A 14,400-nucleotide genomic window follows, 5' to 3' on the forward strand; every position below is an offset into this window, starting at 1 on the left:
CGCAGTAAATTCCCTTTTCTTATTTACTTACTCCCGGTACTTTCCTTGGGCTTGAACTGACTCGCAAAGTGATTCTCTTGCTCCTATTCCGATAGAAAAAATTAAAAAAAAGCATTTCCAACATTGTGTCAGAAATGCTCATCCCTAAAAAAATAATTCAAATGACCTTATTTTAGAACAATAAAGTCATGTAGATGCAGGCTCTTCTGACACCACCTTAACCTCGTAGGGAACGGTGTCAACTAAATAAGCAGGTCTCCTGACTTAGAGCGTAAGTTTCAGCGTCTTCCCGGATATACTCCAGTGACTGTTGGCTGAAACCATGTCGATAGTGAATATCGAACTCATCACAGTGGCGGGTCCGTGCCGGCTTTTACCGGGCTTCCCTTTTCAACCGATTTCCCCTCAAATGAAAAAACGGTACCTATTTAGTCATATTCAGTTTTTAGTAAATATATCATTCTCAAAATGTTTTGTCCAATATTATTATTACTTCAAAAACACGCAAACAATACAATTTGCCAGTGGCGTCCCGAGGCTACTCCAAGCTTCCGTGGTCGGTTATTGATTGATTCTTAGAGCTATTGCAACTGAACGCATCAACCGATGTCCTTTTGTGATAAACGTCTAGTTTACAAATTTATTTTTTTATTTAATAATAACAAAAGTGCTGATTTTGAAAGCTAATTTGTGTGGGAGGAGCTTCATAAAGTGGCCCAACATTCTAGCATTCGTACGATAAGTTTAATTTCCGCTCTTGTTCTCATCTGGGGATTGTCATGGCCGGTTTATAAAATTGCCCTTCCTTATACACCACCATTGCTTTTCGCCGGACTTCGTACGCTTCTCGGAGGTATGGGATTGGCGCTCTTCTTATTGCATAGATGGAAAAAAATCCAGTTTAAAAAGAACTTGAGGATTTATATTGTTTCTGCATTTTTCAATGTTTTTTTGTTCTTCGGCTTTCAGACCGTTGGATTGAACTTTCTTCCCGGCGGATTATTTTCCGTAATCGTTTATTTTCAGCCGGTTCTTGTAGGCGTACTGGCCTGGCGGATTCTAGGCGAACCTATGTCATGGCAGAAGATCATCGGGCTTGTTTTTGGTTTTTTCGGAGTGATTGCGGTAGGCGCAGATGGAATTACGATGGAATTTTCATTCACCGGTATTATGCTTGCTCTGCTGACTTCTATCTCATGGGCAATCGGCATTATTTATTTCAAAAAAGAAGCTGGAAAAACTGACGCATTATGGCTTGTCGCGATTCAATTCATCATTGGCGGCACGATTCTAACGAGTATCGGTTTTGCAGTCGAATCCTGGTCGGAAATCGTCTGGAATGCGCAGTATATTACAGGCATGTTATTCGGATCTATCCTAGGCGTTTCAACTGCTTGGGTCATCTATTTTACACTGGTTCGCTCCGGTGAAGCAAGCAAGGTGGCAGCCAGCACCTTCATCGTCCCTCTTATTTCCGTATCGGGGAGTACGCTGTTTTTGAAAGAGCCTTTCAACCCCTTGCTTTTTTGGGGCTTGTTGTTAATCGTATTAAGTATTTATCTGGTTAACCGAAAAACGGCCACAACCGAATCGTATCATGCACGATCCGAATAATTTTTTTAATTCGTCTAAACCAATAATGCGTTGCTAATCTCTCTACCAGGTTCCTACGACCGGATTGCTTTGAAAAAATAGACAAGCAAGGACTGCCAAAAGTGTTTTTTTATATTCATTTATTTTTCTCTATCCTCCTGTAAAAACCTTGATCGTAAACCGATTCTCATATGAGATAAATCTAACACGTCACACCAATTCTTTAAAACACTACTTTTCTCCTCTTTTTTCGTCTAAATTCCCCTTTTCATGATCGAATGAGGGCCGCAATTTAGATATTTTTTCAAAAATGAGATAACCAAATGCAAAAAACCCTCAGTCCATAGACTGAGGGTTGAACTGTTCCACACTTTCGATACACCTATCTTACAATCGCTTTTCGAAAACCGGCGGGTTTTCCTCCGTCCGCCCTTATTCTGCCTTGCCGCGGGAGGACCAGATCACGACCGGAAGAAGCAGCAGCGATAGAAAGCCTCCGGCAAGTGTGAGTGTCGGATAACTGGAGTGAGCTACGACCATGCCGGACAGTGCGCCGCCCGATGCCCCCGACAAAGCGATCAGGACATCAACGGAGCCTTGCGTCTTCGCGCGCGTGGACGGAGTTGTTGCATCTACGATGAGCGCAGTGCCGCTGATCAGGCCAAAGTTCCAGCCAAGCCCAAGCAGGGCCAGCGCGATGATGAGCAGCGGCATGGAATCGGCGGGTGCTGCTGCGGCGAGAACGCCTGAAGCAAGCAATGTGGCGCCGGCAGCGATGGCCATTGAAACGCGTCCAACCTTATCCACAAGGATCCCCGTCACCAGAGACGGCAGATACATGGCGGCGACATGGATTCCGATAACCATTCCCACCTCGCTCAAGCCATGTCCATGATGCCTCATATGTACGGGCGTCATGGTCATAATGCCAACCATCACGATCTGAGTCAAGACCATGATGGTGGATCCAACAACGATACCTCGTTTGTTGACTGCCGTTGTATTGACATTTGTATTTGCGAGAGGATTCTCATGCTTCCTCTGCTCTTCTGCAAGTGCTTTGGCGACGATGAGCGGGTCTGGGCGAAGAAAAATCAGATGCACCAAACCGGCAAGGATGAAAGCCGCGGCTGCCAGAATGAACGGCCCCGCCAGAGCGGGGACTCCGATTGATCCGGCGAACCGGCCCATTACACTAACCAGATTTGGACCCGCGACTGCACCGAAGGTCGTTGAGACCATTGCGATACTGACTGCGGTTGCCCGTTGTTTGGAATTGGCCAAGTCTGTGCCTGCATAGCGCGCTTGTAAATTTGTAGCCGTTCCGGCCCCGTAGATGAGCAGAGAAGCAAAAAGCAGCAGAATATTGTGCGTCAGTGCCGAGATGATGACGCCGATCGCGCCGATCCCGCCGGTCAAGAATCCGGTCGCAAGCCCCGGACGGCGCCCAAAGCGCTGCGAGAGCCGCCCTACAAGCAGAGCTGTGACCGCAGAACCCAAAGTGAACAGCGCAGCCGGAACCCCTGCGAAACTATCCGTACCGAGCATATCTTGAGCAAGAAGCGCTCCGACGGTTATGCCCGCTGCGAGCCCCGCACCGCCGAAAATTTGTGAAATGACAACGATCAATAACGTCCGTCGATACAACCGTCGCTGCAATTCCGGGGCATCAATGTAATTTTGCAATCCAACCGGTTGTTTGACTAATGCTATTGAATCATCAGATTTATACGACATCACCAGGACACCTTTCCGAGGAACTGACTTTACATATTGTATTATTAATCTATTATTTTAACAAACTATTTTTGCTTAAATTTTTTCATTCCTGAACCAAACCTGTTTTAAAAGCATACCCGGCAAGCTGGACCCGGTTTTCCAAATGAAGCTTATGCAATATATTTTTCAAATGGTTTTTGACCGTGTGTTCGGATATCTCCAATTTCTCCGCAATTTCCCGATTGGATAAACCTTTTGCCACCCAACCGAGGATTTCCCGTTCCCTTCCTGTCAACAGGTTTTCATTGAATTTAGCAATTTCCTTCTGGGAAAATTCCTGAAGAATACGGTTTGCCAATTCCCGTGACACGGGCGCTTCGTCGACGGCTACCGCTTTTAAGTATTCATGCCATGCGGTCGGATTTAAATTTTTTATCAAATAGCCCTGAGCTCCTTTTTTCAGGGCCTCAAAAAGGTGCAAGCTGTCGTCTGAAACGGTGACCATCACTATTTTGATATTCGGATGCTTGTCTTTGATGATTTTGGTTGCCTCCAGCCCATTCATATGCGGCATGCTGATATCCATTAAAATAAGCTCGGGAATCCACTGTTCCGTTAGTTGTACCGCTTCTCTTCCATCCTTCGCTTCGGCAACGATCTGGAAAGTCGGATCGCTGCTCAGGATCGCCCGAATCCCTTCACGGGCATGCGCATGATCATCCGCTATCAGTACGCGAAAAGGTTGTGTCAATGCGGCCCCTCCTTTCGAATTTCCATTCTTGTCCGTCCGCTCTCCCGTTGCAAAACAAGGCGCCATCCCATTTCCTTCGCGCGATCCTTCAAAATTTTCAAACCATACCGATTTTCGTGCTGAAACGGGTCGCCCTCATAACCTTGTCCGTCATCCGAAATCTCGCAAACCCAGCCCTTTGGGAATTTCTCCGCATGAATCCATACTTGCGTCGCGTTCGCATGTTTTCGTATATTGAGCAGGGCTTCATGCACCGATGAATAAAGTTCCACCTTCTCTTTGGCTGATAGGTTTATATCCTCTAACTTCCAATCCACATGAACGCAAAGACCTGTATCCTGCACAAAATTCTGCACCATGTTGTTTAGGGAATCCGTCCAAGGCAGCTTGATCGGATTTGGCGGATATCGCAGGTTGTTAATCGCCTGCCGGACGTATTCGTTCACTTGATATACCGTTTTTTTCAACCCCTCATACGATGCCGTTCCCGTTCCCGATACGCTGTTTTTTTCCAACTGATCCATCTTGACAGACAATAAAAACAATGATTGCGCTATCCCGTCATGCAGCTCCCGCGCGATTTTTTCCCGTTCTTCCAGCACGGCTTGCGAAGCGCGCGCTTGATTCAATTCTTCCTGTACCTGTTCCATGATGGAAAACAACTTGGTCAAAAACGTCACGGTGACAAAAAATACAATGAGTGGAGCAAGCCAGTTCCCTGCTTCCATCGAAAGATAAGGCAGTAAATAATGGTGGCGAACGTATTCCCAGACACCTATGGTGACCGTTGGAGTCAATAAAATGAACCATTTCATTTGTTTGTAAGTCATTATTTCAACTCCCATTCATGGATCAATTCCCTCCAACACATTATAAATCAACCAGGCATGGCAAAATGACACAATGGTGTTACAAATGTGTCGATTTTGTAGAGCCGCAAAGGTGCCCCATGACTCGTTAGAGCTATATACAAGCAAAAGCGGGGAATGCTACCATTAAAAGTGGTACAAGGAGGGATAATCATGCACAAGTGGATTATGGTCACGTTGGTTTTTGGCGCCTTTACCTTGGGGCTTGGAGTTTTATTTGTCCAAGGAGCCTACCAACAACCGACGGCGCAAGAGCAGGCGAATGCCGAACCTGCGATGCCCCAGGTGACTTTGGATGCAAATGCGGCGAAAAACCTTTACGGACAATCCTGCATCGCTTGCCACGGAACCGATTTGCAAGGCGCAGTGGGGCCGAATCTGCAAAAAGTAGGTTCGAAGCTCAGCGGTCAGCAGCTTTATAAGACCATTCAAAATGGCCGTGCGAGCATGCCGGCTTTCAAAGGAACGTTAAAGGACGAGGAGATTGCGAATCTCGCTCTGTGGCTGGAAGGGCACAAGTAAAAAGCATGCAAATTGACTTAAAAGAGGCCGTCCCATTAACGGTTTTTCAACCGGTGGGCGGCCTCTTTTATTGTGGAGTTTGCCGGGCAGAGGCTTCGCGTCTGCCCGCAACTGCTATTTAACCGTATGAACCGTTCGCGGAGACTCGTCCATGTACGGGGCTAGGTACAATCCACGAACCTCGCCACGAATCCAGCCCATGAGTCCCATAATGACCAGCAGCAGGGCCAGCGATGAAACAAACAGGCGTTTGCTTTCATGTCTGATGAGTTGCAACAGCATTGCGATCCAGATAACGGCAAGAATCGCCGCGGTGACCAACAATGCGCTGTGGAACAAAGAGCCTCCCAGAAAACTTGATCTTACCTGCGAGTCCAGGCTCAACAGCAAAATCGGTCCGGCTAACAGCTGCAGCAGCGCAAACAGAAAAGCCGACTTTTTGCCGAAATTTTTCATCTCTGTATATACGGGATCGGAGTGTTTGAGTGATTTTTTTCGTCCCCACCAATACATGTACATGCCCATGACCGTGAAGCTCGCCGACATGAAATGAAAGTATTTTTGCCAAATCGTCGGATAGTAGAACAGCGAATGGAAAAAGCCTCGCGAGCCTTCCCACATTTGCGGGTTCAGCATCGAGGTGGCATTCGAGATGAACACGAGCGGCAGAAACAGCAGAATGCCCGTGCCGGCAATTCCAAAGGAAAGATGAACCGCTTTTCTATGGCTCCATTTCTCCCACGTGAACTTGTATACGTAAAGCAGCAGAAAGGCGATGATCAGCAGCGGAATGAGAGCCAGCCACATTTTCCCTATTAAGATTGTGGAAGGGTAAAAATACTGCGTATAGATTGTGCTGATGACCAAGAGCGGCGCGACTCCCAGCACGACGGCAATGCTTTTGTGGATCGTCACTTGCGTTGCAATTTGATAGGCCAACCGATCGATGACGGGGTCTTTCTTTCGGATTGCTTTCACTTCGTTCCATACGGTGTAAACGGCGCCGGCGACCACAATATTCACAAAAATAAGATGCGCGATCAACGCGATCACGATAAGTACATTGAAAAAAGGGATGCTTCCGGGAATCGCAAGCTCAAGATCGTTAGGCACTGGTGAATTTACCAGCGGATATATGACTGAATGCACAATACGTCCCTCCAATTCGTTGATCTTATTTAGAACCGACAGCTTGGGTATTGGCACCGTTCGCTTCAAGAACCATTTTGTGCAGGTAAGCGGCCAATGCCTCCACTTCCTTCTCGTTGCCGGCGAACGGAGCCATCGTTGGCCGGACCTCATGCAGATGCGGAATGAATCGCGCGATCGCCTCCTCGCTCCAGCCGTTTATCCTAACGGTCATGGCACGGTTGCCGCGAACCCCGTCGATGGTGTGGCATTGGATGCACTGCATCCGGAACAATTCTTCACCGGCCTGAATTTTGTTTTCCTCCGTGACTTCTTTTACCTTTGAGAATTTGGAATTCGCCAGCGCGCCCTCTTTTTTATACAGTTCGACTCGATCTTTAAGTACGCCGTTGGCGTACATATAATTGTAAATGACATACGGCTTGCGAATATTTTCACGAATGATCTCAAACTCGGCAATGAGCGTCAAGGAGAATAGTCCTGTAAACATCGCCAGCGCAATCGGAAACTTGGGCTTGCCGTCAAGCAGCATCGCTCCCAGAACAAGAATCAGCAGCAGTCCCAATACATTGATAAAAAGAAACATGAAGCTGCTCATCCCCGTTGCCCATACGACGAGCGTTTGCGCTTGATCGGGCAAGCTCTTCAGATACCAGAATCCAAATATAAACATCATCGGCACCGACAGCACAAGCCATTTTCCAAGCATTTTCAAAACCAGATGACGGTCTTTGGATTCTTTCACAAACCAGCCGACCAACGGGGTCATTACGGCCACAGCCAGCGTAATAGCGGCAAACGTGCGGAAAATGGTGGACGGAAGCCAGGTCGGATTGAAGAACGCATCCCAGAACGAAAGCGTTTTTACCCAGTTGCCCGGATTGATTTGCGCGGCCAGTATGCCCGTAATGATCACCATGGTTAACCAGGACATTACGCAAAGCGCTATTCCGGTGCGCAGGTGAAGCTTCTTCTTCTCCCCGCTCCATTGATCCCACATATAAAAATAAATCAAAAGAAGGACGACTTCGCTTACAAAGATAATCCATTCGGTAAACCAGGCCCAGTGAAAAATACGCAGCAGCGATCCGATGGCCGTCGGTTCGATGACCATGGTCGCAAACCAGATTCCTACCCCTGTCATCGCTCCGACTGTTGTCGTAATGATTAAAATCCATTTGCTTAATCTTCGGGCATACCGATCCAATACTTCACTGTTTTGTTTGATCGCCATGTATTCGATGGAAACCATCAAGATTGAACCACCGATAGCTGCTGCGTGGTTGATGAAGACATGCACCACTGCCATCAGGCCGATCAAATTTCCATTTCCCAACCAACCGAAATCAATTGTGGGAAAATCCATATTGATCTCTCCTCTCTCTACAAAATGTGCATAACCAAAGATAATTATAAGGAGGAGAGATTCGGTCGAATATGACTCGAATGGGCTACATTTATGTCGGTTGTTTGAAGAAAGATTGAAAGATGTACAAAAAAACCATGTCCCGACGAGGAACATGGTTTTTGCCGATAATTACGGCCTCTCGTAAGTCACATAAGTGCCGGCGATGAAATCGTGAATCGCGCGTTCGTCTTTGTGCAATCCCACCATAAAGGCGCTGACAATGAGCGCAACGCCCAAAGTGACAATATATATTAGCGAACCTACGAGAAAACGCATCAGCATGGTTCCAATACCGACCTTTTCCCCATTCACCTTGACGATCCGAATTCCGACGCCTCTGGAAACAACCGGTTAACGGCCCGCGGGGACAGCGGCAATACTTATTTGTGCCTGTCTCGCTGACATAATTGGCGTTCGAATCGAATAGGGTTCACATTCCAATGCTTTTCGTATTTCTCGCGAATCGCAGAGGATGAAATGTAGCCTATTGAATCAGCCCCGTGTTCCGAGCGAATTTCACTTAACCCGGCTCCGTTTCCTTCACAAAATCTATCATTTTGCTCAATGTGGAAGGTTCGATTCCCGTTTGCATGAATCAACACATCCTTGGGACAATGTCCATAGGAGTTTTCTCATGCGTTGTGAAATATTATGTTAAACGGGAAGCTGGGCATTCCGATAGAGTCAGGTTGAAATCCTTAATGAACAGTAAAAAGACAACCCTGCGGGAAACCGCAAGGTTGTCTTCACCTCAAACCGGGTACACCCCATGCTTGCGATCGGTAAACCTCGTATATTTGGACATATAGGCGTCGAATCGGTGCAGCAATTCTTCCCGCAAGTCGTTTGGCTGGACGATTCCGTCGATCACCATTTCCGATGCGAGGCGGTAAATGTCAATGTCCTTCTTGTATTCTTCGCGTTTCTGTTGAATGAAGTGCGGACGTTCCTCTTGAGGGAGCTCGGCAATTTTATTGGCATATACCGCATTGACCGCAGCTTCCGGACCCATGACGGCAATTTGCGCCGCAGGCAGCGCCAGGCAGCAATCCGGCTCGAATGCCGGACCGGCCATCGCATAAAGTCCGGCACCGTAAGCTTTCCTGACGATAACGGAAATTTTCGGCACGGTCGCTTCCGACATCGCGGAAATCATCTTCGCTCCGTGACGGATGATACCGGCTCTTTCCACTTTCGTTCCGATCATAAAACCGGGAATGTCGGCGAGAAACAATAGCGGAATATGAAATGCATCGCACAAATTGATAAATCGGGCCGCTTTGTCCGCCGAATCATGGAACAACACGCCTCCCTTCACCCGCGGTTGGTTGGCTACGATGCCGACCGGTTTGCCTTCCAATCGGGCGAGCCCGGTCACGAGCTCGGGGGCAAACAGCTCTTTGATTTCAAAGAAAGAGTCTTGATCGACGATTCGCTCGATCAGCTCAAGCATATCGAACGGCGTATTCTGGTTCCGTGGAAGAATTTCTTCCAGTGTTTTCTCCGCCTTTCTCGGCGGTTTTGCCGGTGCGGCTGGCGGTTTTTCCCCATAGTACGACGGGAAATAGGCAATATACTGTCTGGCTTTTTCAATAGCTTCTTGTTCGGTTTTGACCAGCACGTCCCCGCACCCGGAAACCGAACAATGCATGAGGGAGCCGCCCATTTCTTCCAATGTCACTTTCTCGCCGATGACCATTTCCGCCATGCGCGGCGATCCCAAATACATAGATGCGTTTCCCTCAACCATCATCACAATGTCGCAAAACGCGGGAATGTAAGCTCCTCCCGCAGCCGAAGGTCCGAACAATAAGCAGACTTGAGGCACTTTCCCCGACAGCTTCACTTGATTGTAAAAAATGCGTCCGGCGCCGCGGCGTCCGGGAAACATCTCGACTTGATCGGTGATTCTGGCTCCTGCGGAATCGACTAAATAAAACATCGGGATCCTCAGCTTTTCCGCCGTCTCCTGAATCCGGATGATTTTCTCCACAGTACGGGCCCCCCAGGAGCCCGCTTTCACGGTGGAATCGTTGGCCATCACGCATACCGGTTGTCCGTTGATTTTGCCGATTCCCGTCACTACACCGTCGGCGGGCAGTCCGTCTGCGAGACAATTGGCGAAAAACGCGTCCTCGATATTCAATCCTTCATCAAATAAAAGCTTCAGCCGATCCCTGACAAACAGCTTTCCGATTTGTCCGTTTTTTTCATGATATTTCAGTTCACCGCCTTGTCGGATCTGTTCGGAAATCTGCCGGAAACGTGATTCTGTCATCATACCTCCCCTTTCCCTAACTTGGATATATTCCTCTCCTGCTGCGGGATTCGCTCCGGCGGCTATTCCAATTCGATCAATACATCGCCGTCGTTGACGAAGTCCCCTTCGCTTACCTTCAATTCTTTTACGATCCCGTCATGCTTGCTGGCGACATTGATCTCCATCTTCATGGATTCAAGGATGATGACATCCTGGTTTGCTTTCACCGAATCCCCTCGTGCGACAAGCACTTGCCAGACGGTCCCCGCCATATTCGATAAGATTTGCTTCATTCTATCTGCTCCCTTTTCAAATTATATTAATTCAAAAGCTTCTCTGGCTTTTTCGCGCAATTTGAACTTCTGGATTTTGCCCGAGGCCGTCATCGGATACTCCCGAACAAAGGCAATGTACTTGGGGATTTTGTGGCGGGAAATTTTCCCTTTGCAATATTCACGAAGCTCTTCCGCTGTCAAGGAAGCGCCGTCCTTGAGAATAATCCAGGCGCTCACCTCCTCGCCGTACTTGATGTCGGGAACACCGACGACCTGAACATCGAGAATTTGCGGATGCTGATACAAAAATTCTTCGATCTCTCGAGGGTAGATGTTTTCACCTCCGCGAATGATCATATCTTTCAATCTTCCGGTAATTTTAAAGTAGCCGTTTTCGTCCACGACAGCCAAATCGCCCGTATGCAGCCATCCGTCCTCGTCGATCGCTTCCGCGGTTGCTTTCGGATCGTTATAGTAGCCTTTCATCACATGGTATCCGCGCGTGCACAATTCTCCTTGCTCTCCCGGCGGCAACTCAAGTCCGCTGACCGGGTCAACAATTTTGGCCTCGACATTCGGAAGCACCCGTCCGACGGTGGACACGCGGAGCTCGATCGGATCGTCGGTTCTCGTTTGGGTGATGACCGGAGAAGATTCCGTCTGCCCGTAAGCGATCGTGATTTCGTCGGCTCCCATCTTGTTGACGACGCCCTTCATCACTTCGATCGGACAATTCGAGCCCGCCATAATTCCCGTGCGCAAGGATGATAGATCATACTGCTCGAAATTCGGGTGATTCAGTTCCGCGATAAACATGGTCGGCACACCGTGCAAGGCGGTGCACTTTTTATCCTGTACCGTTTTCAAGACCAGCTCGGGGTTGAATTCCTGCACTGGAACCATCGTCGCGCCGACGGTTACGCACGCCAACGTGCCGAGCACGCAGCCGAAGCAATGAAAGAACGGTACCGGTATGCACATCCGGTCGGCCTCGGTTAATTTCATGCAATGGGCAATGTTATAGGCATTGTTCACCAGATTGTTGTGGGTCAGCATCACGCCCTTGGGAAATCCGGTCGTTCCCGACGTATATTGCATATTGATGACATCGTCGGGTTCCAGCTCCCTCATTCTTTGGTTAAGCTCCTCTTCACTGGTGCTGTCTTTCATTGCAAGCAGCTCGGACCAGGTCATCATCCCGGAAAAAGCTCTGTCTCCCAGAATGATGACATTTTTCAATTTCGGCAGCTTTTCCGATTGCAAATTGCCCGGAACTGAAGCTTTTAATTCAGGGATAATCTCATATAACGTGTCGACGTATGAATGATCGCGAAACGATTCAATCAAAACCAACGTGGTAGAATCGGATTGCTTTAGTAAATATTCAAGCTCGGCCGCACGGTAGCTCGTATTGACGGTGACCAGCACCGCGCCCATCTTTCCCGTTGCAAATTGGAGGGTCAGCCATTCGGGCGTATTCGTCGACCAAACGGCAATGTTCTCCCCGCGCTTTACTCCCAAGCCCATCAAGCTTCTTGCCGTATCGCGGCAAACTTGATCGAATTCGCGATAAGAATAGCGCAGCCCGCGATCCGCGTAAACGACAGCTTCATGATCGGGGCGCTCCTTTGCATTTTGCTCCAGCAGATCACCTACTGTAATTGAAAGCGTTTGCATAACGGTCATATAAATCCCCCTCATTGAATAGCGAAGAGTTTCAGATCGGACTCTGTCCCTCATATTTCCAGTATACAATAAGAATGAGTTCGAATAGTCCAAAAAAAGTGGGACTGGAGCCGTGATCCGTCAATTTTTTAGCAGCCGAGCTGGCGGGCAATCACCAATTTTTGAATTTCCGAGGTCCCCTCGCCGATCTCCATTAGTTTGGCGTCGCGCATATAGCGCTCCACCTGGTATTCCCGCATATAACCGTATCCTCCATGGATTTGAATCGCTTCGTCGCATACCCGCATTCCCATTTCGGAAGCAAACAATTTGGCGATTGCCGCTTCCCGGGTAAACGGCTTTTTCCGATCCTTTAACCATGCCGCTTTCAGCACTTGGTTTCTGGCCAACTCGATTTCCATCGCCATTTCCGCCAGCTTGAATTGAATCGCTTGAAACTTGGAGATCGACGTGCCAAATTGCGTGCGCTCTTTGGCATACTGCAGCGCTTTTTCCATGGCGGCTTGGGCAATTCCTACAGACAGCGCGGCAATGGAAATTCTCCCTCCGTCAAGCGTGTATAAGAATTGGCTGAAGCCTTTTTTCGGATCGCCGAGCAAATTTTCTTTGGGGACACGAACTCGATCCAGCACAATTTCGCATGTATTGGAACCGCGGACCCCCATTTTGTCATGGATCGTCTTCACCGTTATCCCCGGTGTGTCCGATGGCACGATGATAGCGGAAATGATATTTTTGCCCTTATTATCCGTCCCGGTTACCGCGGTGACGATGATCGATTTGGCGAAGGCGGCGTTCGTGATAAAGGTCTTCTCGCCGACAATGACAAATTCGTCTCCGTCAAGATCAGCTTTCGTGCGGGTTCCCCCTGCGTCCGAGCCCGCGCCCGGTTCCGTCAGACCAAACGCTCCCAAGGCTTGACCCGAAGCCAAAGGAACCAAAAACCGGCGTTTTTGCTCTTCCGTTCCGAAATAGTCGATAGGGCTTGCCCCCAGCGACACGGCCGCAGCATAGCTGAGACCCGTGCTCCCGCAGGCTTTGCCGATTTCCTCCACCGCGATTGCATAGGAGATTGTATCGCCGCCGGCGCCGCCGTATTGCTCCGAAAACGGGATGCCCAACAGGCCCAATTCTCCCATTCTCTTCAACGTATCAAGCGGAAATTCACCCGTGCGGTCAATCTCTTCGGCCTTAGGCGCGACTTCTCGGCTGGCAAAATCGCTCACCATGTCTTTGATCATTTGCTGATCTTTGGTCAATTCAAAATTCACGTTTGCAACCTCCTTTTTTGGCAGTACGGCATGACCGGCCGATTTTCCCTTCCGTTTTATACCATTTATACGTCCAAGTAACCATGCTGAGAACTGAAAGCCTACTGATATCAAACAGCGGCCCCTAAAATCGTCATCGGTATACATGAGACATCCCGTTGATTTCAGATCCATTATGCAAAAAGCCAGATCCCAACAATGGAACTGGCTCGGGTATTCTGGCACGTTTTGGCGACGTGGGAATCGACGTCGTGGCGGACCCCGATCAAAGGATATGATTAGCCGGGTTTTATCTGGATTTCACACGTTCCAACCGATTTTCCATCCCATAAAAGCTCGATCCTGTCACCCTGCTGCAATTTGCCGATTCCTTCGGGAGTTCCCGTATAAATCAGATCGCCTGAGCCGAGACCGTAGTTCTGGCCGATAAAATCAACGAGCCTTTGCAGCGGGAAAATCATGCTCTTCACATTTCCGACCTGCAGGTTCTCCCTGTTTTTCAGCAATCTGAAATCGCTGCGTTCGACCTCTTTCCCGGAAAATTCAAGAAACCGTCCTGCTGTGCAAGAGCTTTTGAAGCCTTTTGCGGGCAGCCCCAAGGCTGTCCTTTTTTCTTTACCTCGTTCAGCTATTCCGATAAGTGAAGTCGATGCCTACCGTAAATTGATCAACCAGATCCTCAACGGTTATCCCCTGCTCGTACGTCTTGCCGATATGCAGCACAAGCTCCGCTTCACAGCTGATTTCTCCATGCTCGCCGGACAGGACAAGCATGTTCCCGTTCATCGGCTCTTAGGGCATGGGTCGGTTTCATGAAAATAATCGGTTTTCCGTCAGCGCGTTTTTCATTTCTTGGGCAAATGACGCATAATTTCGTCCGACGCAATAAATATTTCG

General features: G+C 48.6%; 13 protein-coding genes, 1 pseudogene and 1 riboswitch. Of the genes and pseudogenes, 2 read left to right on the forward strand and 12 right to left on the reverse strand.

Annotated features, from left to right (window positions below; translation table 11 throughout):
* Nucleotides 1–232: 232 nt before the first annotated feature.
* A riboswitch (cobalamin riboswitch) is annotated at nt 233–443 on the reverse strand.
* Nucleotides 444–711: 268 nt separating this feature from the next.
* Nucleotides 712–1,614: a DMT family transporter gene (locus tag VF724_RS10480; protein ID WP_371754254.1), complete on the forward strand. Its 903-nt coding sequence runs from the start codon at nt 712–714 to the stop codon at nt 1,612–1,614.
* A 411-nt stretch (nt 1,615–2,025) separates the two neighbouring features.
* Here the strand turns inward: VF724_RS10480 and VF724_RS10485 are convergent, their stop codons facing one another.
* The 3 genes from VF724_RS10485 to VF724_RS10495 form a co-directional block, all read right to left on the reverse strand.
* Nucleotides 2,026–3,330 (reverse strand): MFS transporter, encoded by a 1,305-nt coding sequence (locus VF724_RS10485; RefSeq protein WP_371754195.1) that lies wholly within the window; start codon nt 3,328–3,330, stop codon nt 2,026–2,028.
* Between the two features lie 85 nt (nt 3,331–3,415).
* Nucleotides 3,416–4,063, reverse strand: coding sequence for a response regulator (locus tag VF724_RS10490; protein WP_371754196.1), 648 nt, complete (start codon nt 4,061–4,063; stop codon nt 3,416–3,418).
* The gene (locus VF724_RS10495) at nt 4,060–4,893 is read right to left on the reverse strand and encodes a sensor histidine kinase (RefSeq protein ID WP_371754197.1); all 834 of its coding nucleotides are present in this window, start codon (nt 4,891–4,893) and stop codon (nt 4,060–4,062) included. Before VF724_RS10495 ends, VF724_RS10490 begins: the two co-directional genes overlap by 4 nt.
* 192 nt (nt 4,894–5,085) lie before the next feature.
* On the opposite strand from VF724_RS10495, the gene VF724_RS10500 reads away from it, so the two are divergent.
* Nucleotides 5,086–5,454 carry a c-type cytochrome gene (locus VF724_RS10500; protein ID WP_371754198.1) on the forward strand — a complete coding sequence of 123 codons (369 nt, stop codon included), beginning with the start codon at nt 5,086–5,088 and terminating at the stop codon, nt 5,452–5,454.
* A gap of 114 nt (nt 5,455–5,568) precedes the next feature.
* Here the strand turns inward: VF724_RS10500 and VF724_RS10505 are convergent, their stop codons facing one another.
* From VF724_RS10505 to VF724_RS10545, 9 genes and pseudogenes are all read right to left on the reverse strand, one after another.
* The gene (locus VF724_RS10505; RefSeq protein ID WP_371754199.1) at nt 5,569–6,603 is read right to left on the reverse strand and encodes a cytochrome c class I; all 1,035 of its coding nucleotides are present in this window, start codon (nt 6,601–6,603) and stop codon (nt 5,569–5,571) included.
* Between the two features lie 25 nt (nt 6,604–6,628).
* A complete protein-coding gene (locus tag VF724_RS10510; RefSeq protein ID WP_371754200.1) occupies nt 6,629–7,969 on the reverse strand; it encodes a c-type cytochrome in 1,341 nt (446 codons plus the stop codon).
* Nucleotides 7,970–8,140: 171 nt separating this feature from the next.
* Nucleotides 8,141–8,359, reverse strand: a pseudogene (locus VF724_RS10515) (RDD family protein); the annotation flags it as partial.
* A gap of 403 nt (nt 8,360–8,762) precedes the next feature.
* Nucleotides 8,763–10,292: an acyl-CoA carboxylase subunit beta gene (locus VF724_RS10520; RefSeq protein ID WP_371754201.1), complete on the reverse strand. Its 1,530-nt coding sequence runs from the start codon at nt 10,290–10,292 to the stop codon at nt 8,763–8,765.
* A gap of 59 nt (nt 10,293–10,351) precedes the next feature.
* On the reverse strand, nt 10,352–10,564 hold the full coding sequence (locus VF724_RS10525; protein WP_371754202.1) for an acetyl-CoA carboxylase biotin carboxyl carrier protein subunit: 213 nt from the start codon (nt 10,562–10,564) through the stop codon (nt 10,352–10,354).
* 21 nt (nt 10,565–10,585) lie between these two features.
* A complete protein-coding gene (locus VF724_RS10530) occupies nt 10,586–12,223 on the reverse strand; it encodes an AMP-binding protein (RefSeq protein ID WP_371754255.1) in 1,638 nt (545 codons plus the stop codon).
* 137 nt (nt 12,224–12,360) lie between these two features.
* Nucleotides 12,361–13,503, reverse strand: a complete 1,143-nt coding sequence (locus tag VF724_RS10535; RefSeq protein WP_371754203.1) for an acyl-CoA dehydrogenase family protein — start codon at nt 13,501–13,503, stop codon at nt 12,361–12,363.
* 278 nt (nt 13,504–13,781) lie between these two features.
* Nucleotides 13,782–14,102, reverse strand: coding sequence for a fumarylacetoacetate hydrolase family protein (locus tag VF724_RS10540; RefSeq protein WP_371754204.1), 321 nt, complete (start codon nt 14,100–14,102; stop codon nt 13,782–13,784).
* 25 nt (nt 14,103–14,127) lie between these two features.
* Nucleotides 14,128–14,289, reverse strand: a complete 162-nt coding sequence (locus VF724_RS10545) for a hypothetical protein (RefSeq protein WP_371754205.1) — start codon at nt 14,287–14,289, stop codon at nt 14,128–14,130.
* Nucleotides 14,290–14,400 lie beyond the last annotated feature (111 nt).

This window comes from Ferviditalea candida (assembly GCF_035282765.1).
Taxonomy (GTDB): Bacteria; Bacillota; Bacilli; order Paenibacillales; family KCTC-25726; genus Ferviditalea; species Ferviditalea candida.